1 protein-coding gene (cut by a window edge) is annotated in these 25,477 nt (G+C 73.5%); it reads left to right on the top strand.

Annotation, left to right across the window (positions count from 1 at the left end; genetic code table 11):
• Positions 1-25,475, top strand: partial view of a type I polyketide synthase gene (locus OG306_RS01805; RefSeq protein WP_371665060.1) — the 3' portion only. It extends 7,597 nt beyond the left edge of the window; 25,475 of the gene's 33,072 nt are visible here — the last part of the coding sequence; its start codon lies off the left edge, out of view; its stop codon occupies positions 25,473-25,475.
• The last annotated feature ends 2 nt before the right edge of the window (positions 25,476-25,477 follow it).

Raw genomic sequence — 25,477 nt, 5'->3', positions numbered from 1 at the left:
ATCTCACGGCGTTCGTCCTCGTCTCCTCGCTCGCCAGCACCATCGGCACCCCCGGACAGGGCAGTTACGGCGCGGCCAACGTCTTCCTCGACGCCCTCGCCCAGCACCGGCACGCCCGCGGCCTGCCCGCGCTGTCACTGCTGTCGGGCTTGTGGGACGACACCGGCATGGGCGGCCGCCTCGGCGACGCCGACCGGGCCCGGCTGACACGCACCGGACTCGCCCCCATGAGCCCCGAGCAGGCGCTCGCCCTCTTCGACGCGGCACTGCCCGGCGGAGAGCCGCTGCTCGCACCCGCCCGGCTCAGCCTCCCCGAACTGCGCGCCGCCGCCCTGACGGACCCCGACACCGTCGCCGCCCCGCTGCGCGCCCTGGTGGGCGAGCCGCGCCGCCCCGCCGCCGCCCCCGAGGCGCTGACCGGCCTCGGCCTCGACCTGGCCGCGCTGCCGGAGGCGGACCGGCACCGCACCGTGCTCGACCTCGTCCGCGCGCACGCCGCCGCGGTGCTCGGCCGCGCCGGCACCGGTGAGGTGGACGCCGCCCAGGCGTTCAAGAGCCTCGGCTTCGACTCGCTCATCGCGGTGGAGTTCCGCAACCGGCTCAACACCGCCACCGGTCTCCGCCTGCCGAGCACCATCGCCTTTGACCACCCCACGCCCCACGCCCTCGCCGAGCAGCTCGTCGCCCGGCTGCTGCGGCGGCCCGCGGAATCCGCCGGCACGGCCACGCCCACGGCGACCCATGTCGGCGAACCCGTCGCCGTCGTCGCCATGGCCTGCCGGTACCCCGGCGGTGTCACCTCTCCCGAAGACCTCTGGCGGCTCGTCACCGACCGGAGCGACGTCATCTCCGGCCTGCCCGACAACCGCGGCTGGGACACGGACGGCCTCTACCACCCCGACCCCGACGAGCCCGGCCGCTCCTACACCGCCGAAGGCGGATTCCTCCTCGACGCCGACCAGTTCGACCCGGCGTTCTTCGGCATCTCGCCCCGCGAGGCCCAGGCCATGGACCCGCAGCAGCGGGTGCTGCTGGAAACCGCGTGGGAGGCGTTCGAACGCGCCGGCATCGACCCGACGACCCTGCGCGGCAGCCGCACCGGAGTCTTCGCCGGCGCCGCCACCCAGGAGTACGGTCCACGGCTCGACCAGCCGCTGGAAGGATCCGAGGGCTACCGGCTGAGCGGCGGCCTGGGCAGCGTGACATCCGGCCGGGTCGCCTACGCCCTCGGCCTGGAAGGCCCCGCCGTCACGATCGACACCGCGTGCTCGTCGTCGCTGGTGGCGACCCACCTGGCGGTGCAGGCCCTCAACAACGGCGACTGCGACCTCGCCCTGGCCGGCGGTGTGACGGTGATGGCCGGCCCCGGCCTGTTCGTCGAGTTCAGCCGCCAGCGCGCCCTGTCCCAGGACGGCCGCTGCCGGGCCTTCGGCGCGGGGGCCGACGGCTTCGGCCTCGGCGAAGGCGCCGGGCTCGTGCTGCTGGAGCGGTTGTCGGACGCGGAGCGCAACGGGCACCAGGTGCTGGCGGTGGTGCGGGGCAGTGCGATCAATCAGGACGGTGCGTCGAACGGTCTGACGGCGCCGAACGGTCCCTCGCAGCAGCGGGTGATCCGTCAGGCGCTGGCGAATGCCCGGCTGACGGGCGCGGACGTGGATGTCGTCGAGGCGCACGGCACCGGGACGCGTCTCGGGGATCCGATCGAGGCGCAGGCGCTGCTGGCGACGTATGGCCAGGACCGTGACGAGGCCGGCGAGCCGCTGTGGCTGGGGTCGGTGAAGTCGAACATCGGCCACCCCCAGGCGGCTGCGGGTGTCGCGGGTGTGATCAAGATGGTCATGGCGATGCGGCACGGCGTCCTGCCGGCCACGCTGCACGCCGACGAGCCGTCGCCCGAGGTGGACTGGTCGGCGGGCGCGGTCGAACTGCTGACGGAGGCACGTCCCTGGGCCGGTGCGGACCGTCCGCGGCGTGCGGGTGTGTCGTCGTTCGGCATGTCGGGCACGAACGCGCACGTGATTGTGGAGCAGGCCCCGCAGCCGGAGGCTTCGGTCTCTCCTGTTTCGGTTCCGGGTGTGTCGGCGTGGGTGGTGTCGGCGAAGTCCGAGGCCGCGTTGCGGGCGCAGGTGGAGCGGCTGGCCTCGTTCGTCGCGGAGCGGCCGGAGCTGGACCCGGTGGACGTGGGCTGGTCGCTGGCGACGACGCGGGCTGCGTTGGAGCATCGTGCGGTGGTCGTGGGGGAGGGCCGGGAGGAGTTGCTGGCCGGGCTGTCCGTGGCCACGTCGGCCGTTACGGGTGCCGGTGGTGTGGTGTTCGTGTTCCCGGGTCAGGGCTCGCAGTGGGTGGGCATGGCGCGGGAGTTGTGGGATGCCTCGCCGGTGTTCCGGGAGCGGCTGGCCGAGTGCGAGACGGCGCTCGCCCCGTACGTCGACTGGTCGTTGACCGATGTGTTGTTGCGGGACGGTGATGTGGACCGGGTGGATGTGGTCCAGCCGGTGCTGTGGGCGGTGATGGTGTCGCTGGCGGAGGTGTGGCGTTCGGCGGGTGTGGTGCCGTCTGCGGTGGTGGGTCATTCGCAGGGTGAGATCGCTGCGGCGTGTGTGGCGGGCTGGTTGTCGCTGGACGATGCGGCGCGGGTGGTGGCCTTGCGGTCGCAGGCTTTGGTGGCGGTGGCCGGTGGTGGGGGCATGGTGTCCGTGGCTGCCGGCCGGGAAGCGGTCGAGGGCCTGATGCCGGGCACGGTGTCGGTGGCCGCGGTGAACGGTCCGTCGTCCACTGTCGTCTCCGGCGACGCGGAGTCCCTCGGCTCCTTCATGGCCGAGTGCGAACGCCAGGGCATCCGTACGCGCCGCATTCCGGTGGACTACGCGTCGCACTCGCCGGAGATGGACCGGCTCCGGGAGCGGATCCTGGCCGACCTGGCCGGGCTGACTCCGGTCGCCGGCACGGTTCCGATGCTGTCCACCCTGACCGGCGAGACCGTCGACGGCGGTCTCGACGCCCGGTACTGGTTCGACAACCTGCGCTCCACGGTCGAGTTCGAGACCGCGGTCCGTGCCCTCCTCGGACAGGGGATGCGCACCTTCGTCGAGGTCAGCGCCCACCCCGTACTCACCGTCGGGGTCGAGGAGACGATCGACGCGACCGGGGCCGACGCCACGGCACTGGGCACCCTGCGACGCGGTGAGGGTGGCATGCGCCGCCTGCTGACCAGCCTCGGCGAGGCATGGGCCACCGGCGTGGACGTGAACTGGTCCGCGCTGCTCACCGGCCGCCATGTAGCTTTGCCGACATACGCCTTCCAGCATGAGCGGTACTGGCTGGATGTCCCGTCATTGCCGGTTCAGGCTGCGGGCGGGGTGGTGGACGCGGTCGAGTCGCGGTTCTGGGATGCCGTGGAGCGTGGTGACCTCGACGAACTCGCGGGCACGCTCCAGCTGTCGGAGGCCCCGCAGTTGCTCGGGTCGGTGGTTCCGGCACTCGCCTCGTGGCGCCGGGAACGCCGGCAGCGGTCCGTGATCGACACCTGGCGCTACCAGGTCACCTGGAAGCCGCTCACCGGTCTCCCGACGACCGCCACCCTGTCCGGCACCTGGCTCGTCGTCCTGCCCGAGGACACCGCCGCCCATGGCGAAACGGCCGACTCCGTGGTGACCGCGCTCCACCGCGCCGGCGCCGACGTGGTCACGTTCACGGTCGGGGCCCGTGACACCGATCCCGCCGAACTCGCCGCCCGGATCAGCGAAGTCTCCGGCCCGGATACGGCCGGTGTGCTCAACCTCGCCGCACTCGCCGACGAGGGCCTTCCCACCGCCCCGCTGCCGGCCGGCAGCGCCACCACCCTGACCCTGATGCGGGCCCTCGCTGTCACCGGCCTCGACACGACGGTGTGGACCGCCACCCGCGCGGCCGTCTCCACCGGCCGGTCCGACCGGCTGGACGCACCCGTCCAGGCACAGGTGTGGGGCCTCGGCCGGGTCGTCGCACTGGAGCATCCGCGTCTGTGGGGAGGGCTGGTCGACCTGCCCGCCGCCGTCGACGCGCGGACCGGCGGCCGACTCGCCGCCCTCCTGGCCGGCGGCACCGGGGAGGATCAGGTCGCGCTGCGCCCCTCCGGCGCCTACGGCCGCAGACTGCGGCGCACGCCGCTGGGCGAGCGGACCGCCGAGCGGTGGCAGCCGGGCGGCACCGTGCTGGTCACCGGCGCCGACGGTCCACTGGGTGCCCATGCCGCGCGCTGGGCCGCCGGCCGGGCCCCGGCACGGCTGCTGCTCGTCAGCGACAACGGACTCGACGACCGGGGCGCGGCGGACCTCGCCGCCGAGCTGTCGGGCACCGGCGTCCCGGTGTCGGTCCTCGCCTGCCGCGTCACCGATCCGCACGCCGTCCAGGACATGCTGGCCGCGATCCCGGCGGAAGAGCCGCTCTCCGCCGTGGTGTTCACCGCGGCCGTGCCGTCCACCGGCCCGGTCGACGGGACCGCCCCCGAAGCGTTCGGCTACGCGCTCACGGGCAGGGTCCTGGGCGCGACCACCGTGCATCACGCCCTCGGCGACACCCCGCTGGACGCGTTCGTCCTCTTCTCCTCGGTCGCCGGGACCTGGGGCGGCGCCGGACAGGGCGCCTACGCGGCCGCCAACGCCTACCTGGACGCGCTCGCCGAGTTCCGCAGGGACCGCGGCCTGCCGGCGACCTGTGTCTCCTGGGGACCCTGGGACGACGGCGCACAGGTGCCCGACGGGCACGGCCTCGAAGACCTGCACAGGCGGGGTCTGGCCGCGATGGAGCCCGGGACGGCGCGGGCAGCGCTCGACCGGGCCGTCGACCACGGCGACGGGTGTGTCGTGGTGGCCGACATCATCTGGCCCGCGTTCGTCGCGGCGTTCACCTCGGCGCGGCCCAGCCGGCTGCTCGCGGACCTGCCGGACCTGCAGCCCGCGCCCGGCCCGTCGCACCGGCACGACGAGCCCGACACCGCCGGACGTGTCGCCTCCCTCACCGCCGCCGAACGCGAGCAGGAGATGCTCACCGTGGTCCGCGCGCAGGTCGCCGCGGTCCTCGGCCACGTCGGCCCCGCCGGCGTCGACCCGGACCTGCCGTTCAAGGATCTCGGCTTCGACTCGCTGACGGCCGTCGAGCTCGGCAAGCGGCTGCGGGCGGCGAGCGGCGTGGCGGTGTCCGCCACCGCCGTCTTCGACCACCCCAGCGTGCGGATCCTGGCCGGTCACCTGGCCCGCGGCCTCGGTGGCCCCGCCGCCCCCGCGGCCGTGGCCGCGACAGCGGCCGACGACGACCCCGTCGTCATCGTCGGCATGAGCTGCCGGTTCCCGGGCGGGGCAACGGACCCGGCCGCCCTGTGGCGGCTGCTGTGCGACGGCGGCGACGCCATCACCGAATTCCCCGCCGACCGGGGCTGGGACATCGGCGCGTTGTTCGACCCCGACCCGGAGCGTCAGGGCACGACCTACACGCGCCACGGCGGATTCCTGCCCGACGCCGGGGACTTCGACGCCGAACTGTTCGGCATCTCCCCGCGCGAGGCGCTCGCCATGGACCCGCAGCAGCGACTGCTGCTTGAAGCGTCCTGGGAGGCGCTCGAGGACGCGGGCGTCGACCCGGCCGTGATCAAGGGCGTCCCCGGCGGCGTCTTCATGGGCGTCACCTCCTCCGGCTACGGCCGCGCCGCCCGACTGCCGGACAGCGTCGAGGGGCACCTCCTCACCGGTACCGCCACCAGCGTCGCCTCCGGCCGCCTGGCCTACACCTTCGGGCTGGAGGGCCCGGCGATCACCGTCGACACCGCCTGCTCGTCCTCCCTCGTCGCCCTGCACCTGGCCGCCCAGGCGCTGCGCAACGGCGAGTGCTCCGTCGCCCTGGCCGGCGGCGTCACCGTGATGGCCACCCCCGACGCGTTCGTCGAGTTCAGCCGCCAGCGCGGGCTGGCAGCCGACGGCCGCTGCAAGCCGTTCTCGGCGGCCGCCGACGGCACGAGCTGGTCCGAGGGCGCGGGCGTCCTGGTGCTGGAGCGCCTCTCGGACGCGCGGCGTCACGGGCACCGGATCTGGGCCGCGCTGCGCGGGAGCGCCGTCAACCAGGACGGCGCCTCGAACGGCCTCACCGCCCCCAACGGGCCCGCGCAGCAGCGGGTGGTCCAGCAGGCTCTGGCCAACGCCCAGCTCGCCCCGGCCGACGTGGACGCCGTCGAGGCGCACGGCACGGGTACCGCCCTCGGCGACCCGATCGAGGCGCAGGCGCTGCTGGCCACCTACGGCCAGGGCCGCGGCGACGCCGAACCGCTGTGGCTCGGCTCGCTCAAGTCGAACATCGGCCACACCCAGGCGGCCGCCGGTGTCGCCGGCGTGATCAAGATGGTGCTGGCCATGCGGCACGGTGTGCTGCCCCGCACCCTGCACCTCCACGAGCCGACCGGCCACGTCGACTGGTCCGCCGGCGCCGTCTCGCCCCTCACCGAGAACCGGGCCTGGCCCGAAGCGGGCCGGCCCCGCCGGGCCGGTGTGTCGTCGTTCGGTGTCAGCGGCACCAACGCCCACGTCATCCTGGAACAGGCCCCGCCGACCCCCGTCCCCGACCGCGCCCCCGTCCCCGCCGCGGCGCCCTCCCCCGAACCGGTGGTGCCGTGGCTGGTGTCGGCCGCCGGCCCTGCCGCACTGCGCGCACAGGCCGCCCGGCTCCGCGCATTCGCCGCCGCCGACGGCAGCCCGCACACCGTCCACGACATCGCCCACTCCCTGGCCGTCACCCGTGCCGGCCTGGCACACCGGGCCGCCGTGATCGCCGGCGACCGGGACACCCTGCTCGCGGGCCTCGACGCGATCGCCGAGAACCGCCCCCACCACGCCGTCGTCACCGGCGCCACCGGGCACGGCCGCCTCGCGATGCTGTTCTCCGGCCAGGGCTCGCAGCGCCCCGGCACCGGCCGCGAGCTCTACCAGGCGTTCCCCGTGTTCGCCGACGCCCTCGACGCCGTCTGCGCCCGCGTCGACCCCCACCTCGGCCACCCGCTGCGCGCGGTGATGTTCGCCGAACCCGGCACCGACGAGGCGGCCCTCCTCGACCGCACCGCCTACACCCAGACAGCCCTGTTCGCCCTGGAGGTCGCGCTCTTCCGGCTCCTGGAGTCCTGGGGCATCCGCCCCGACCACCTCCTCGGCCACTCCGTCGGCGAACTCGCGGCCGCGCACGTCGCCGACGTCCTCTCGCTCGACGACGCCTGCGAACTCGTCGCCGCCCGAGCCCTGCTGATGGCCGACCTGCCGCCCGGCGGCGCCATGCTCGCCGTCGCCGCCACCGAGGCCGAAGCGGTCGAGGCCCTCGGCACCTACGAGGGACGCGTCGACATCGCGGCACTCAACGGCCCGTCCGCCCTGGTGATGTCGGGTGACGAGGACGCCATCGCCGAACTGGCCGCCCGCTGGACCCTCTCCGGCCGCAAGGCCACCCGGCTGCGCGTCTCGCACGCCTTCCACTCCCAGCGGATGAACCCGATGCTCGAACGGTTCGCCGCGCTCGCCTCCACCGTGACCTTCCGGCCGCCCGCGATCCCGATCGTGTCGAACCTGACCGGCGCCCCCCTCCCCGTCGAGGAGTTCTGTTCACCCGCCTACTGGGTGCGGCACGTACGGCACGCCGTCCGGTTCGCCGACGGCGTGAGCTGGCTCGCCGACCACGGAACCACCCGGTTCCTCGAGATCGGCCCCAGCACCGTACTCAGCGCGATGGCCCAGCACACCCTCGCCGAACGCGACGACGCCGCCACGACGACGATCGCCCCCGCGCTGCGCGACGACCGGCCCGAAGCCGCCACCCTGTTGCACACCGTCGCCGCCGGATGGACCCGCGGCGCCGGCGTCGACTGGGCCACCGTCCTCACCGGCCGGGGCGGCACCCGCGTCGACCTCCCCGCCTACGCCTTCCAGCGGGAGCGGTACTGGCTGCGTCCGGCCGCGGCGGGCGGCGACGCGGGCGTGGCCGGCGGACTGAACACCGGCCACGCCGTCCTCGCCGCCGCGGTCCCGCTCGCCGACGACGGCGGCCTGGTCCTCACCGGCAGCCTGTCGCTGTCCGCCCAGCCCTGGCTCGACGACCACCAGGTCCTCGGCGCCGCGATCCTGCCCGGCACCGGATTCGTCGAACTGGCCCTGCGCGCCGCCCGGGAGGCGGGCTGCGGAGAGATCCGCGAACTGACCCTCCAGGCCCCCCTCGTCGTCCCGCCCGCCGGCCGGATCCGGATCCAGGTCCGGGTGAGCCCCCCGTCCGGCGCCGACGACCGCGAGGTGTCGATCCACTCCCAGCCCGAGGACGGCGACGGCACCTGGCTCCGCCACGCCTCCGGGCTCCTCGCCCCCGAGGCCGAAGCCGAAGCCGCCCGCTTCGACCTGTCCGCCTGGCCGCCGCCCGGCGCCGAACCGGTCGACCTCGACGGCTACTACGACACCACCCTGGCCGGCGCCGGCTACCACTACGGACCGGTCTTCCGCGGCCTGCGCCGCGCCTGGCGCGGCACCGACGCCGTCTACGCCGACATCGTCCTGCCACCGGCGGCCGCACCCGACACCGACGCGTTCGATCTGCACCCCGCCCTCCTCGACGCGGCCATGCACGCCACGACCATCGGAGGTTTCCTCGACGACACCGGCGCCACCCCGCTGCCCTTCCTGTGGTCGGGCGTGACGCTGCAGGCCACCGGCGCGACGGCACTGCGCGTGCGCCTGGCCGCCGCCGGACCGGACGCCCTGTCCATCCAGGCGGCCGACAGCACCGGCCGCCCCGTCGCCGAGGTCCGGTCACTGACCCTGCGCCCGGTGCGCCCCCAGCAGTTGGCGGCGGCGGCCGCGGCCACCGCGGCCAACTCCTCGCTGTTCGCCGTGGAATGGACCGCCGCACCGGCCGCCACCGGTGCCGGCGCCGGCACCGGCGGACCGGCCGACGTGCACGTCCTGCCCGGCGGCCCCGTCACCGAGGACCTCGACGACGCCACCGCCGACCTGGTCGTGTGCACCGTCGGCCCGGCCCCCGGCGACCTCGCCGAGAACGTCCACCGGACCACCGCCGCCGTCCTCGGCCTGATCCAGCGCTGGCTGGCGGGCGAACGGCCCGCCTCCTCCCGGCTCGTCCTCGTCACCCGCTGCGCGGTGGACGCCGGCCCGGGCGAGGGCGCCCCGGACCTGGCCGCCGCCGCCGTGTGGGGTCTGATACGCACCGCGCAGTCCGAGAACCCGGACCGCTTCGTCCTCCTCGACCTCCCCGCCACCGGCGGCACGGAAGGCACCCCCGGCACGGAGGGGCCCACCGGCAACGCGACACCCCTCGGCACCCCCACGCCCGCCGACGGCGTCGGCTGGACCGCCGTCCGCGACGGCGTCGACTGGACCGCCGTCCGCGACGCCGTCGACCGGGGCGAGCACCAACTCGCCCTGCGCGCAAGCGAACTGCGCACACCACGCCTCGTCCGCCTGCCCGCCCCTGACGGCCTCCCGCTCCCCGCCGACGCACCCGCCTGGCGCCTCGACACCACCGGACCCGGCACCCTGGAGAACCTGGCCCTGGTCCCCGCCGACGCCCCGCCGCTGGAGCCCGACCAGGTCCGCGTGGCCGTCCGCGCGGCAGGCGTCAACTTCCGCGACGTCCTCATCGGCCTGGGCATGTACCCGGAGCCGTCCCCGATGGGCGCCGAAGCGGCCGGCATCGTCGTCGAGGCCGGCCCCGCCGTCACCGACCTGGCCCCCGGCGACCGCGTCTTCGGCCTCGTCCCCGCCGGCCTCGGCAACGTCGCCACCGCCCCGCGCGCCCAGCTCGCCCGCATCCCGCGGGACTGGTCGTTCAGCCAGGCCGCCACCGTGCCCGTCGCCTTCGTCACCGCGTACTACGGACTCGTCGACGTCGCGGGCGCGCGGCCCGGCGAATCTGTCCTCGTCCACGCCGCGACCGGCGGCGTCGGCACCGCCGCCGTCCAGCTCGCCCGCCACCTCGGACTCGACGTGTTCGGCACCGCGAGCCCCGCCAAGTGGGACGCCCTGCGCCGGGCGGGCCTCGACGACGCGCACATCGCGTCCTCCCGTACCACCGACTTCGAAGCCCGCTTCCGGACCGCCACCGGCGGGCGCGGCGTCGACATCGTCCTCAACTCGCTCACCGGCGACATCCTGGACGCCACCCTGCGCCTGCTCGCCCCCGGCGGCCGGCTCGCCGAGATGGGCAAGGCCGACCTGAGGGACCCCGAGCAGGTCGCGGCCGCCCACTCCGGCGTCCGCTACCGCTCCTTCGACCCCTCCGAGGCAGGCCCGCAGCGGCTCGGCGAGATCCTCACCGACATCCTCGCCCTGTTCGACAGCGGAGCACTCCAGCTGCCCCCGGCCACGGCCTGGGACATCCGCGACACCGCCGCCGCGTTCCGGCACATCAGCCAGGCCCGCCACATCGGCAAGAACGTCGTCACCGTCCCCGCGGCACCGGACCCCGACGGCACCGTCCTCGTCACCGGCGGCACCGGCACCCTCGGCGGCCTCCTGGCCCGCCACCTCGTCACCGAACACGGCATCCGTCACCTGCTGCTGCTCAGCCGCCGCGGCACCGACACACCGGGCGCCACCGAACTCGTCGCGGACCTCGAACGGCTCGGCGCCCACGCCACCGTCCTGGCCGTCGACGCCGCCGACCGCGCCGCCCTCGGCGCCGCACTCGCCGGCATCCCGGCCGCCCACCCGCTCACCGCCGTGGTCCACGCCGCCGGAGTCGCCGAGGACGGAGTCCTCGAAACACTCGACGCCGCACGGCTGCACGACGTCCTGCGGCCCAAGGTCGACGCCGCCGTCAACCTGCACGAGCTGACCGCCGGACACGACCTGACCGCCTTCGTCCTCTACTCCTCGGTGGCCGCCCAACTCGGACCCGCCGGCCAGGGCGGCTACGCCGCCGCCAACAGCTTCCTGGACGCCCTCGCCCGGCACCGGCGCGCCCACGGGCTGCCCGCCGTGTCACTGGCCTGGGGCCTGTGGGCCGCGGACAGCGGCGTCACCGGGCGGATGACCGACGTCGACCTCGCACGGGCCACCCGCCTCGGCGCGCCGCTGCAGGCCGCCCACGGTCTCGCCCTGTTCGACGAGGCGAGCACCACGCACCGCTCGTACATCGTGCCGGCCAACCTGGACACCACGGCCCTGAGGTCCGCCGCCGCGCCCGTCCCGCCGATCCTGGCCGCACTGGCCGGACCCGCACGGCGACGGGCGGCCGGCGGCCGCGCCACCGACGCCTCCTTCCTCGCCCAGCGCCTCGCCGCGCTCCCGGGCGACGAGCGCCTCGCCCTGGTCGTCGACGTCATCCGCACCCAGGTCGCCCTGGTCCTCGGCCACGGCTCCGCCGAAGCCGTCGAACCACGCCGCGCCTTCAAGGACCTCGGCTTCGACTCGCTCACCGCCGTCGAACTCCGCAACCGCCTCGCCGCCGAGACCGGCCTGCGGCTGTCGGCCACCCTCGTCTTCGACCACCCGGCACCCGCCACGCTCGCCGACTACCTGCTCGGAGAACTCGTCGGCAGCATGCCCGCCGCGCCGCCGAAGACATCGGCGCAGCCGGCGCCCGCCGACGATCCCATCGCCATCGTCGGCATGAGCTGCCGCTACCCCGGCGACGCGGACAGCGCCGACCGGTTCTGGCAGCTCCTCCTCGGCGGCACCGACGCGATGACCGCCTTCCCCGCCGACCGTGGCTGGGAGCAGAGCATCGCCGACGCCCGCTTCGCCCTGCGCGGCGGCTTCCTCGGCACCGCGACCCGGTTCGACGCCGGCTTGTTCGGGATCAGCCCGCACGAGGCGCTGGCGATGGACCCGCAGCAGCGCCTGGCCCTGGAGGCAGTCTGGGAGGCCTTCGAGGACGCGGGCATCGATTCTACGACCCTGTGGGGCAGACCGGCCGGAGTGTTCCTCGGAGCCGGTTCCAGCCACTACGGCGTCGGCGCCGACCTCCCGCCCGAGGTCAGGGGACACGTCGTGTCCGGCTCGGCCACCAGCGTCATCTCCGGCCGCGTCTCCTACACCTTCGGTCTTGAGGGCCCGGCGGTGACGGTGGACACGGCGTGTTCGTCGTCGCTCGTCGCCCTGCACCTGGCCAGCCAGGCGCTGCGCGCGGGGGAGTGCGAACTCGCCGTCGCGGGCGGGGTCACCATCATGACCAGCCCGGACATCTTCACCGAGTTCCAGGTACTGGGCGGCGTGGCCGGCGACGGCCGGTGCAAGGCGTTCTCCTCGGCCGCCGACGGAACCGGCTGGGCCGAAGGAGTCGGCGTCCTCGTGCTGGAGCGGTTGTCGGACGCGGAGCGCAACGGGCACCAGGTGCTGGCGGTGGTGCGGGGCAGTGCGGTGAACCAGGACGGTGCGTCGAACGGTTTGACGGCGCCGAACGGTCCGTCGCAGCAGCGGGTGATCCGTCAGGCGCTGGCGAATGCCCGGCTGACGGGCGCGGACGTGGATGTCGTCGAGGCGCACGGCACCGGGACGCGTCTCGGGGATCCGATCGAGGCGCAGGCGCTGCTGGCGACGTATGGCCAGGACCGTGACGAGGCCGGCGAGCCGCTGTGGCTGGGGTCGGTGAAGTCGAACATCGGTCACACGCAGGCAGCTGCGGGTGTCGCGGGTGTGATCAAGATGGTGATGGCGCTGCGGCACGGTGTGCTGCCGGCGACGTTGCATGTGGACGAGCCGTCGGCGGAGGTGGACTGGTCGGCGGGTGCGGTGGAGTTGCTGACCGAGTCCCGGGACTGGCCCGAGGTGGAGCGTCCGCGGCGTGCGGCGGTGTCGTCGTTCGGCATGTCGGGCACGAACGCGCACGTGATTCTGGAGCAGGCCCCGCAGCCGGAGGCTTCGGTTGCAGAGACCTCGGTTCCGGGTGTGTCGGCGTGGGTGGTGTCGGCGAAGTCCGAGGCCGCGTTGCGGGCGCAGGTGGAGCGGCTGGCCTCGTTCGTCGCGGAGCGGCCGGAGCTGGACCCGGTGGACGTGGGCTGGTCGCTGGCGACGACGCGGGCTGCGTTGGAGCATCGTGCGGTGGTCGTGGGGGAGGGCCGGGAGGAGTTGCTGGCCGGGCTGTCCGTGGCCACGTCGGCCGTTACGGGTGCCGGTGGTGTGGTGTTCGTGTTCCCGGGTCAGGGCTCGCAGTGGGTGGGCATGGCGCGGGAGTTGTGGGATGCCTCGCCGGTGTTCCGGGAGCGGCTGGCCGAGTGCGAGACCGCACTGGCTCCGTTTGTGGACTGGTCGTTGACCGATGTCCTGTTGCGGGACGGTGATGTGGACCGGGTGGATGTGGTCCAGCCGGTGCTGTGGGCGGTGATGGTGTCGCTGGCGGAGGTGTGGCGTTCGGCGGGTGTGGTGCCGTCTGCGGTGGTGGGTCATTCGCAGGGTGAGATCGCTGCGGCGTGTGTGGCGGGCTGGTTGTCGCTGGACGATGCGGCGCGGGTGGTGGCCTTGCGGTCGCAGGCTTTGGTGGCGGTGGCCGGTGGTGGGGGCATGGTGTCCGTGGCTGCCGGCCGGGAAGCGGTCGAGGGCCTGATGCCGGGCACGGTGTCGGTGGCCGCGGTGAACGGTCCGTCCTCCACCGTGGTCTCCGGCGACGACGGAGCGCTGGATGCGTTCATGGCCGAGTGCGAACGCCAGGGCATCCGCACGCGCCGCATTCCGGTGGACTACGCGTCGCACTCGCCGGAGATGGACCGGCTCCGGGAGCGGATCCTGGCCGACCTGGCCGGGCTGACTCCGGCCACCGGCACGGTTCCGATGCTGTCCACCCTGACCGGCGAGACCGTCGACGGCGGTCTCGACGCCCGGTACTGGTTCGACAACCTGCGCTCCACGGTCGAGTTCGAGACCGCGATCCGTGCCCTCCTCGGACAGGGGATGCGCACCTTCGTCGAGGTCAGCGCCCACCCCGTACTCACGGTGGGCATCGAGGAGACGATCGACGCGACCGGGGCCGACGCCACGGCACTGGGTACCCTGCGACGCGGTGAGGGTGGCATGCGCCGCCTGCTGACCAGCCTCGGCGAGGCATGGGCCACCGGCGTGGACGTGAACTGGTCCGCGCTGCTCACCGGCCGCCATGTCGCTTTGCCGACATACGCCTTCCAGCACCACCACTACTGGCTCAGCCCCCGCGCCGGCGCAGAAGACGTCGCGGCGGCAGGTCTCGTCGGGGCGGACCACCCGCTGCTGTCCGCTTCGGTCGCACTGGCCGCCGCCGACGACGTGGTGCTCACCGGCCGGCTGTCCCTGCCCGCGCAGCCCTGGCTGGCGGACCACACTCTCCACGGCCGCGTAGTGGTTCCCGGTACCGCCTTCGTCGAACTCGCGCTGCGGGCCGGCCAGGAGGCCGGCTGCGGTGACATCCTCGAACTCACCCTTCACGAGCCCCTGTTGCTGTCGGCGACCGGCAGCTCACGTATCCAGGTGCGGATCGGAGCGCCCAAGCCCGACGGCAATCGCGACGTGGCCGTCCACGCCCAGGCGGACACCACCGGCGACGACTGGATCCTGCATGCCGACGGCGTACTCGCCGGTGCCCCGGCCTCCGACGTCCCGGCCGCCGAGGTATTCGACCTCTCCGCGTGGCCGCCGCCGGGGGCGACACCGGTCGACCTGGAAGGGTTCTACCCGGCCCTGGCCGACGCGGGCTACGGCTACGGACCGGCGTTCCAAGGCCTGAGCCGGGCCTGGCGCGACGGAGACGACGCCCTCGCCGAGATACGGCTCCCCGCGTCCGCGGGTGAGGACGCCGACCGCTTCGGCCTGCACCCCGCCCTGCTGGACGCCGCGCTCCACGTACTCGGAGCCACCGGGCTGGTAGCGGACCCGAGCGCCGTCCCGGTGCCGTTCGCATGGTCCGGGGTGTCGCTCCAGGCCACCGGTGCGACCGTGCTGCGTGTCAGGCTGTCCCCGGCGGGCCCCGACACCGTGTCGCTCCGGATCGCCGACGGCAGGGGTGCGCCTCTGGCACGGGTCCGCTCGTTGACCGTCCGTCCGTGGAACGCCACGGACACCGGGCCCACCGTCGGCGACTCGCTCTTCGCCGTCGAGTGGCAGCCCCTGCCCGCTGCCTACAACACCGAGGTCCCTGGCGGCCCCACGTCCGCCACCGAAGCGCCGTGGCAGGTCGAGGACCTCACCACCGCCGCCTCCGGGTCGGCACACGACTCGGCGGCCGACCGGGCACGTGCCCTGACGGTCCGCGCCCTGGACGCCGTCCAGCAGCGCCTGCGCGCCGAAGGCGAGCAGGCCGCCGCCCCGCTGGTCCTGCTGACCCGCTCCGCGGTGACGACCGGTACGGACGGCGCACCGACCGACCCCGCCGCGGCAGCGGTGTGGGGCCTGGCCCGGACCGCGCAGACCGAGCACCCCGGCCGCTTCGTCCTGCTCGACGTCGAGGCCGATGCCGACGACCCGTCCGCACCGTCGCCCGACTGGGAGCGGATCGGACGCGCCGTGACCGGCGGCGAAGCCCAACTGGCCGTGCGTGGCGGCGAACTCCTCGTCCCGCGCGTGGTCCGGACGGCACCGGCCGAACGCCGGGCCGCACCGGAGCCCGGAAGCCTGCGGGGCACGGTTCTGATCACCGGCGGGACCGGCGTCCTCGGCGGCCTGGCGGCACGGCGGCTGGCCGACGACCCCGGCGTCCGGCGGCTCCTGCTGCTCAGCCGGCAGGGCCCCGACGCTCCCGGCGCGGCTGAGCTCGCGGACGCGCTGCGCGACACCGGCGTCACGGTGGACATCGTGGCCTGCGACGTGGCCGACCGCGCCGCCCTGGCGGACGTCCTGGCCACCATCCCGCACGACGCCCCGCTCACCGGCGTGATCCACACGGCCGGGACGCTCGACGACGGCATGGTCGAAGCCCTGACCCCGGAACGCGTCCGGAGCGCACTGCGCTCCAAGGTCGACGGGGCCGTCCACCTCCACGACCTCGTCGCCGACGCCGACCTCGGCCTCTTCGTCCTCTACTCGTCCGCCGCCGCCACCTTCGGCGCGGCGGGACAGGCCGGCTACGCCGCGGCGAACGCGTTCCTCGACGCCCTGGCCCACCTGCGCCGCGCCGAGGGCCGGCCGGGCATCTCCCTCGGCTGGGGCCTCTGGCAGCAGGCGACCGGCATGACCGGCCACCTGGCGGACGCCGAGGCGGCGCGCGCGGCCGAGCTGACCGGCTCGCTGTCCGCCGCGGACGGCATGGCGCTCTTCGACGTGGCCCGCGCCTCCGGCCGCCCGCACCTCCTTCCCCTGCGGCTCAACACCGAGGCGACCGGCGACGGCGACATACCGCCGATGCTCCGCGCCCTGACCCGCCGCCGACTGCGCCGTGCCGCCGACGTGGCCGAAGCCGCCACGTGGACGCGTCGACTGGCCGAACTCCCCGAGGCCGAACGGACCCGGGCCGTCCTCGACCTCGTTCGCACCGAGATCGCCGCGGTCCTCGGGCACGCGGGACCGCAGGACGTCGAGCCCGGTCGCCCCTTCAAGGACCTCGGCTTCGACTCCCTCCTCGCCGTCCGCCTGCGCAACCGCCTCCAGGCGGCGACCGGCCTGCGTCTGGCGGCCACGCTCGTGTTCGACCACCCCACCGCACTCGCCCTCGCCGACCACCTTCGCGGCCAGGTCACCGGAACCCGGCCCGACACCGTGTCGCCGACCGCCGTCGCCACCTCCGACGAGCCGATCGCGATCGTGGGCATGGCCTGCCGCCTCCCAGGGGGGATCTCCTCCGCGGACGAGCTGTGGGAACTGGTGGCCGGCACCGGTGACGCCACGTCCCCGTTTCCGGCGGACCGGGGCTGGGCCGAAGCCCTGCGCGGCGCGTCGTTCGCACCCGTCGGCGGGTTCGTCCACGACGCGGACCGGTTCGACGCCGACCTCTTCGGCATCTCCCCGCGCGAGGCCCTGGCCATGGACCCCCAGCAGCGGCTGCTGCTGGAAACCGCCTGGGAGACATTCGAGTCGGCGGGCATCGATCCGACGTCCCTGCGCGGCAGCGCCACCGGCATCTACGCGGGCGTGATGTACCACGACTACGCCGCGAGCATGGGCCGCGTTCCGGAAGGCGTCGAGGCCTTCCTCGGCACCGGAAACGCCGGCAGTGTCCTCTCCGGCCGAGTGGCGTACGCCTTCGGCCTCGAAGGACCGGCGATCACGGTCGACACCGCGTGCTCCTCGTCCCTGGTCGCCCTGCACTCGGCGGTCCAGGCACTGCGCGCCGGCGAATGCTCGCTGGCCCTCGCCGGCGGTGTGACGGTCCTGGCGACGCCCGGCATCTTCACCGAGTTCGACCGGCAGGGCAACCTCGCTTCGGACGGCCGCTGCAAGTCCTTCGCGGGAGCAGCCGACGGCACGGGCATGTCCGAGGGCGTGGGCCTGCTGCTGGTGGAGCGGTTGTCGGACGCGGAGCGCCATGGGCACCAGGTGCTGGCGGTGGTGCGGGGCAGTGCGGTGAACCAGGACGGTGCGTCGAACGGTTTGACGGCGCCGAACGGTCCGTCGCAGCAGCGGGTGATCCGTCAGGCGCTGGCGAATGCCCGGCTGACGGGCGCGGACGTGGATGTCGTCGAGGCGCACGGCACCGGGACGCGTCTCGGGGATCCGATCGAGGCGCAGGCGCTGCTGGCGACGTACGGTCAGGAGCGGGGCGAGGCCGGTGAGCCGCTGTGGCTGGGGTCGGTGAAGTCGAACATCGGTCACACGCAGGCAGCCGCGGGTGTCGCGGGTGTGATCAAGATGGTGATGGCGCTGCGGCACGGTGTGCTGCCGGCGACGCTGCATGTGGACGAGCCGTCGCCGCAGGTGGACTGGTCGGCGGGTGCGGTGGAGCTGCTGACCGAGGCGCGTCCGTGGCCGGTGGCGGATCGTCCGCGGCGCGCGGGCGTCTCGTCGTTCGGCATCAGCGGCACCAACGCCCACGTCATCCTGGAGGCGCCTCCCACCGCACCGGCCGTCGCGGCGGCCCCGGTACCGACGCGTTCCGGGCTCCCTGCTCCGGTGCCGTGGCCGGTGTCGGCGAAGTCCGAGCCGGCGCTGCGGGCGCAGGTGGAGCGGCTGGGATCGTTCGTGGCGGAGCGGCCGGAGCTGGATCCGGTGGACGTCGGCTGGTCGCTCGCGACGACCCGTGCCGCGCTGGAGCACCGTGTAGTGCTGGCGGCCGGCGGGGATGTGCTGGCGACCGGCACGTCCGCTGAGGGGCGGACCGCGTTCCTGTTCACGGGCCAGGGTTCGCAGCGTGCGGGGATGGGGCTGGGTCTGTATGGGGCGTTCCCGGTGTTCGCGGAGGCGTTCGACGCGGTGTGCGCGCGGATGGATGCCCGGCTGGAGCGCCCGCTGCGGGAAGTTCTGACCGATGGCGTCGACCTGGACCGGACCGGCTGGGCGCAGGCGGGGCTGTTCGCGCTCGAAGTCGGCCTGTTCCGGCTGGTGGAGTCGTGGGGCGTGAGCCCGGATGTGTTGCTGGGTCACTCGCTGGGTGAGATCAGTGCGGCGCATGTCGCGGGGATCCTGGACCTGGACGATGCGTGTGTGCTGGTGGCCGAGCGGGGCCGGCTGATGCAGGCGCTGCCCGCGGGCGGCGGGATGCTCGCCGTGCAGGCGACCGAGGCCGAGGTCGCCGAGTCCGGTCTGGACGTCGCGGCCGTGAACGGCCCGAACTCCGTTGTGCTGTCGGGTGACCTGGACGCTGTGGAGCGTTACGCCGTCGAATGCGCCGAGCGTGGCCTGCGGTTCAACGTCCTGTCGGTGTCGCACGCGTTCCACTCGGCTCTGATGGAGCCGATGCTGGACGAGTTCGCGACGGTCCTGAACGGCCTGACGTTCCGTGCCCCCCGTATCCCGGTGGTCTCGAACCTGACCGGCGCCGTTGCCGAGCCGGGTGCCATGCAGCAGCCGGCGTACTGGCTGAACCAGGTCCGTGGCACGGTCCGCTTCGCCGAGGGCGTCACCGCCCTCGCGGCCATGGGCGTGACCCGCTGCCTGGAACTCGGCCCCGACGGTGTGCTGTCCGGCATGGCCCAGACCGGCGCCGACGACATGCTCTGCGCCCCCGTTCTGCGCAAGGACCGCGACGAGACCGACACCGTCCTGACCGCCGTGAGTCGTCTGTGGACCTCTGGGGCCGAGGTCGACTGGACGATGGTGTTCGCCGGCTGGGGCGGCCAGGTGGTCGATCTGCCGACGTACGCCTTCCAGCGCGAGCGATTCTGGCCGCAGCCGTCGGCGACGTCGGCCGCCGGCGACGGCCTGGACTCGGCGTTCTGGGATGCGGTGGAGCGTGAGGACCTGTCCGAGCTTGCGGGTCTGGAGTCGGCGTTGCCGGCGTTGTCCGCGTGGCGTCGGCGTCATCAGGAGCGTTCCACGGTCGATGCGTGGCGTTATCGGGTGATGTGGCGGCCGTTGGATGGTGTGGCGTCGTCGTCTCGGGTGTTGTCCGGGGTGTGGGCGGTTGTGGGTGCTGGGGATCCGGGTGTGTCTGCGGCGTTGTCGGCTGCGGGTGCGTCGGTGGTGGGTGTCGGGGTGGAGGAGGTTGCGGGGCTGTCCGGTTTGGCTGGTGTGGTGCTGGTGGCGTCGGGTGTTGCGGAGACGTTGTCGGTGGTGCAGGGGCTGGCTGGTGTGGATGCGCCGTTGTGGGTGTTGACGCGTGGTGCGGTGTCGGTGGGTGGTTCGGATCGGTTGGGTGATCCGGGTCTGGCGGCGGTGTGGGGTCTGGGCCGGGTGGCGGCGCTGGAGGTTCCGGGCCGTTGGGGTGGCCTGGTGGACCTGCCGGAGGTGTTGGATGCGCGGGCGGGTGCGCGTCTCGCGGGTGTCCTGGCGGCACCTGGTGGGGAGGATCAGGTCGCGATCCGTGGGTCGGGGGTGTTCGGGCGTCGTCTGGTGCGTGCGGTGCCTGCCGCGGCGGTGGAGGGGTCGTGGTGTCCGAGTCCGTCGGGGACGGTGCTGGTTACGGGTGGTACGGGTGCGTTGGGTGTCGAGGTGGCGCGGTGGTTGGCGGGTCGGGGTGTGCCGCATCTGCTGCTGACGAGCCGTAGTGGTGTGGCGCCGGTGGGTCTGGTGGAGGAGCTCGCGGGGCTGGGTGCGCGGGTGACGGTCGCGGCGTGTGATGTGGCGGACCGGCAGGCACTTGAGGCGGTTGTCGCGGGCATTCCCGGACAGTGGCCGCTCAGCGGTGTTGTGCATGCGGCGGGTGTGTTGGATGACGGTTTGTTGGAGGGGTTGTCGCTGGAGCGTCTGGTGTCGGTGATGGCGCCGAAGGTGGACGGTCTGGTGAATCTGGATGTGGTGACGGCGGGGCTGCCGGTGGAGTGGCTGGTGGTGTTCTCGTCGTTGGCGGGTTCGGTGGGCAGTGCCGGGCAGGGTAACTATGCGGCGGCGAATGCGTGTGTGGATGCGTGGGTGGAGTGGCGTCGTGGGCGTGGGTTGCCGGCGGTGTCGGTGGCGTGGGGTCCGTGGGCCGAGGAGGGTATGGCCGCGGATGGTGTGGTGGTGGAGCGGCTGCGGCGTGGTGGGGTGCGTCCGCTGGACGCGGAGCTGGCGTTGCGGGTGTTCGGTGAGGCGATCCGGTCCGGTGACACGGATGTGACGGTGGCGGATGTGGACTGGGAGCGGTTCGTTCCGGTGTTCACGTCGGCGCGTGCGAGCCGTCTGCTGGCGGACCTCCCGGAAGCGGCCAAGGTGTCGTCGGTGTCGTTGGGCGAGGCGGCCGCATCGGGCCTGCGGGAACAACTTGCGACGGTTCCGGCGGGGCAGCGGCAACAGATGCTGCTGGACCTGGTGCGGGGGCAGGCTGCTGCCGTTCTCGGGCATGCCGGGGTGCAGGGCGTGGAGCCGGGCCGGGCGTTCCGGGAACTGGGCTTCGACTCCCTGATGGCGGTCGAACTGCGCAACCTGCTCTCCGCGCGGACCGGGCTGCGTCTGCCCGCCACCCTCGTCTTCGACCACCCGGCACCGTCGGTCCTGGCCGACCACCTGTCGGCCGAACTGGCCGGTGACGGCGTCGGTATCGCGACGGCGACCGAGACGGCGGCCCTGGCGCTCGCGCCGGTGGACGAACCACTCGCGATCGTGGGCATGGCATGCCGCTTCCCGGGCGGAGTCACCTCGCCCGCCCAATTGTGGGACCTCGTCGCCGACGGAGTCGACGGCATGTCGCCGTTCCCGGCCGACCGCGGCTGGCCCGCCGACGCACCCGGCGGCGTAGGCGCGTTCGTTGCCGACGCAGACCGGTTCGATGCCGCGTTGTTCGGGATCTCGCCGCGTGAGGCGCTGGCGATGGATCCGCAGCAGCGGCTGCTGCTGGAGGCGGCCTGGGAGGCGTTCGAGTCGGCGGGGATGGACCCGCGGTCGCAGCGCGGCCGCAGTGTGGGTGTCTTCGCCGGCACCAACGGCCAGGACTACGGGCAGGTCCTCGCGGCGTCGCAGGACACCGGTGACGGGCACGCGGCGGTGGGGAACGCGGCGGCGGTGCTGTCGGGACGGGTCTCGTACGCCTTCGGGCTGGAGGGTCCGGCGGTGACGGTGGACACGGCGTGTTCGTCGTCGCTGGTCGCGCTGCACTGGGCAGGGCAGGCACTGCGGGCCGGTGAGTGCGAACTCGCGTTGGTGGGTGGTGTGACGGTGATGTCCACCCCGGCTGCGTATGTGGAGTTCGGCCGGCAGGACGGGCTGGCGTCGGACGGCCGGTGCAAGGCGTTCGCGGCAGGGGCCGACGGCACGGGCTGGGGCGAGGGCGTCGGTCTGCTGCTTGTGGAGCGGTTGTCGGATGCCGAGCGCCATGGGCACCAGGTGCTGGCGGTGGTGCGGGGCAGTGCGGTGAACCAGGACGGTGCGTCGAACGGTTTGACGGCGCCGAACGGTCCGTCGCAGCAGCGGGTGATCCGTCAGGCGCTGGCGAATGCCCGGCTGACGGGCGCGGACGTGGATGTCGTCGAGGCGCACGGGACGGGTACGCGTCTCGGGGATCCGATCGAGGCGCAGGCGCTGCTGGCGACGTACGGTCAGGAGCGGGGCGAGGCCGGTGAGCCGTTGTGGCTGGGTTCGGTGAAGTCGAACATCGGTCACACGCAGGCGGCCGCGGGTGTCGCGGGTGTGATCAAGATGGTCATGGCGATGCGGCACGGCGTCCTGCCGGCGACGCTGCACGTGGACGAGCCGTCGCCGCAGGTGGACTGGTCGGCGGGTGCGGTGGAACTGCTGACGGAGGCGCGTCCGTGGCCGGTGGCGGATCGTCCGCGGCGCGCGGGCGTCTCGTCGTTCGGCATCAGCGGCACCAACGCGCACGTCATCCTGGAGCAGGCCCCGGAGCCCGAGCCGCTTCCGGTTGCCGCCCCGCGACAGGCGCCTGGGCTGGTCCCGTGGCCGGTGTCGGCGCACTCCGAGATCGCGTTGCGGGCGCAGGTGGAGCGGCTGGGATCGTTCGTGGCGGAGCGGCCGGAGCTGGATCCGGTGGACGTCGGCTGGTCGCTCGCGACGACCCGTGCCGCGCTGGAGCACCGAGCGGTGCTCACCGGCGGGGATGTGCTGGCCGCCGGCACGGCCGCTGAGGGCCGGACCGCGTTCCTGTTCACCGGCCAGGGCTCGCAGCGCATGGGCATGGGGCTCGGGCTCTATGCGGCGTTCCCGGTGTTCGCGGAAGCGTTCGACGCGGTGTGCGCCCGGCTCGACGTCCGCCTGGAGCGCCCGCTGCGGGAGGTTCTGAGCGACGGCGTCGACCTGGACCACACGATGTGGGCGCAGGCGGGTCTCTTCGCCCTCGAAGTCGCACTGTTCCGCCTGGTCGAGTCGTGGGGGGTGACCCCGGATGTGCTGCTTGGCCACTCGCTGGGTGAGATCAGCGCCGCACACGTGGCGGGCATCCTCGACCTGGACGACGCGTGTGTGCTGGTGGCGGAGCGGGGCCGGCTGATGCAGGCGCTGCCCGCGGGCGGCGGCATGCTCGCCGTCCAGGCCACCGAGGCCGACGTCGCCGACTCCGGCCTCGACATCGCCGCGGTCAACGGGCCCCGGTCCGTGGTGCTCTCCGGCGACGTGGACGCGATCAAGCGCTACGCGGTCGAGTCCGCGGAGCAGGGCCTGAGGGTCAGGAACCTTGCGGTTTCGCACGCGTTCCACTCGGCTCTGATGGAGCCGATGCTGGACGAGTTCGCGAACGTGCTGTCCGGACTGACGTTCCACCCGGCCCGGATTCCCCTCGTCTCCAACCTGACCGGAGCCGTCGCCGAGCCCGGTGCCATGCAGGAGCCCGCGTACTGGCTGAACCAGGTCCGTGGCACGGTCCGCTTCGCCGACGGCGTCACCGCGCTCGACGCGCTGGGCGTGACGCGATACGTGGAACTGGGCCCGGACGGAGTCCTGTCGGGCATGGCCCAGGACACCGTCTCCGATGCCGTGTTCGTCCCTGTCCTGCGCAAGGACCGCGACGAGACCGACACCGCCCTCACCGCGGTCGGCCGCCTGTGGGCGATGGGTGGCGAGGTGGACTGGACGGCGGTGCTCGGCGGCTGGGACGGCCGGACGGTCGACCTGCCCACCTACGCCTTCCAGCGCGAACGCTACTGGCCGCAGTTGCCGATGCAGGAAGTCCAGGACTCGTGGCGTTATCGGGTGATGTGGCGGCCGTTGGATGGTGTGGCGTCGTCGTCTCGGGTGTTGTCCGGGGTGTGGGCGGTTGTGGGTGCTGGGGATCCGGGTGTGTCTGCGGCGTTGTCGGCTGCGGGTGCGTCGGTGGTGGGTGTCGGGGTGGAGGAGGTTGCGGGGCTGTCCGGTTTGGCTGGTGTGGTGCTGGTGGCGTCGGGTGTTGCGGAGACGTTGTCGGTGGTGCAGGGGCTGGCTGGTGTGGATGCGCCGTTGTGGGTGTTGACGCGTGGTGCGGTGTCGGTGGGTGGTTCGGATCGGTTGGGTGATCCGGGTCTGGCGGCGGTGTGGGGTCTGGGCCGGGTGGCGGCGCTGGAGGTTCCGGACCGTTGGGGTGGCCTGGTGGACCTGTCGGAGGTGTTGGATGCGCGGGCGGGTGCGCGTCTCGCGGGTGTCCTGGCGGCACCTGGTGGGGAGGATCAGGTCGCGATCCGTGGGTCGGGGGTGTTCGGGCGTCGTCTGGTGCGTGCGGTGCCTGCCGCGGCGGTGGAGGGGTCGTGGTGTCCGAGTCCGTCGGGGACGGTGCTGGTTACGGGTGGTACGGGTGCGTTGGGTGTCGAGGTGGCGCGGTGGTTGGCGGGTCGGGGTGTGCCGCATCTGCTGCTGACGAGCCGTAGTGGTGTGGCGCCGGTGGGTCTGGTGGAGGAGCTCGCGGGGCTGGGTGCGCGGGTGACGGTCGCGGCGTGTGATGTGGCGGACCGGCAGGCACTTGAGGCGGTTGTCGCGGGCATTCCCGGACAGTGGCCGCTCAGCGGTGTTGTGCATGCGGCGGGTGTGTTGGATGACGGTTTGTTGGAGGGGTTGTCGCTGGAGCGTCTGGTGTCGGTGATGGCGCCGAAGGTGGACGGTCTGGTGAATCTGGATGTGGTGACGGCGGGGCTGCCGGTGGAGTGGCTGGTGGTGTTCTCGTCGTTGGCGGGTTCGGTGGGCAGTGCCGGGCAGGGTAACTATGCGGCGGCGAATGCGTGTGTGGATGCGTGGGTGGAGTGGCGTCGTGGGCGTGGGTTGCCGGCGGTGTCGGTGGCGTGGGGTCCGTGGGCCGAGGAGGGTATGGCCGCGGATGGTGTGGTGGTGGAGCGGCTGCGGCGTGGTGGGGTGCGTCCGCTGGACGCGGAGCTGGCGTTGCGGGTGTTCGGTGAGGCGATCCGGTCCGGTGACACGGATGTGACGGTGGCGGATGTGGACTGGGAGCGGTTCGTTCCGGTGTTCACGTCGGCGCGTGCGAGCCGTCTGCTGGCGGACCTCCCGGAAGCGGCCAAGGTGTCGTCGGTGTCGTTGGGCGAGGCGGCCGCATCGGGCCTGCGGGAACAACTTGCGACGGTTCCGGCGGGGCAGCGGCAACAGATGCTGCTGGACCTGGTGCGGGGGCAGGCTGCTGCCGTTCTCGGGCATGCCGGGGTGCAGGGCGTGGAGCCGGGCCGGGCGTTCCGGGAACTGGGCTTCGACTCCCTGATGGCGGTCGAACTGCGCAACCTGCTCTCGGCCGCGACCGAGTTGTCGTTGCCGTCGACCCTCGTCTTCGACCACCCGACCCCCGACACCCTCGCCGACCACCTCCACACACAACTCGCCCCCGGCGAAGCACAGCAGACGGCCTCGATTGCCGAAGAGATCGACCGGCTGGAAGCGGCCCTGCTGACGCTGTCACAAGCCGAGGGCGAACAGTTCGACGTCTCGGGCCGACTGGAAGCCCTCCTGGCGAACTGGCGGAAGAGCAATGCCCCCGATGAAGAGACAGCTGCCGACGACGCGCTGGACCAAGCGGCCAGCGCCGACGAAGTACTGCAGCTGATCCAGAAGGAATTCGGGGGACCGAAGTGAAC

Origin of the sequence: Streptomyces sp. NBC_01241 (genome assembly GCF_041435435.1) — a bacterium.
Taxonomy (GTDB): Bacteria; Actinomycetota; Actinomycetes; order Streptomycetales; family Streptomycetaceae; genus Streptomyces.
Note: the sequence above shows the minus strand (reverse complement) of the source record. Positions and strands in the feature narration are given on the sequence as shown.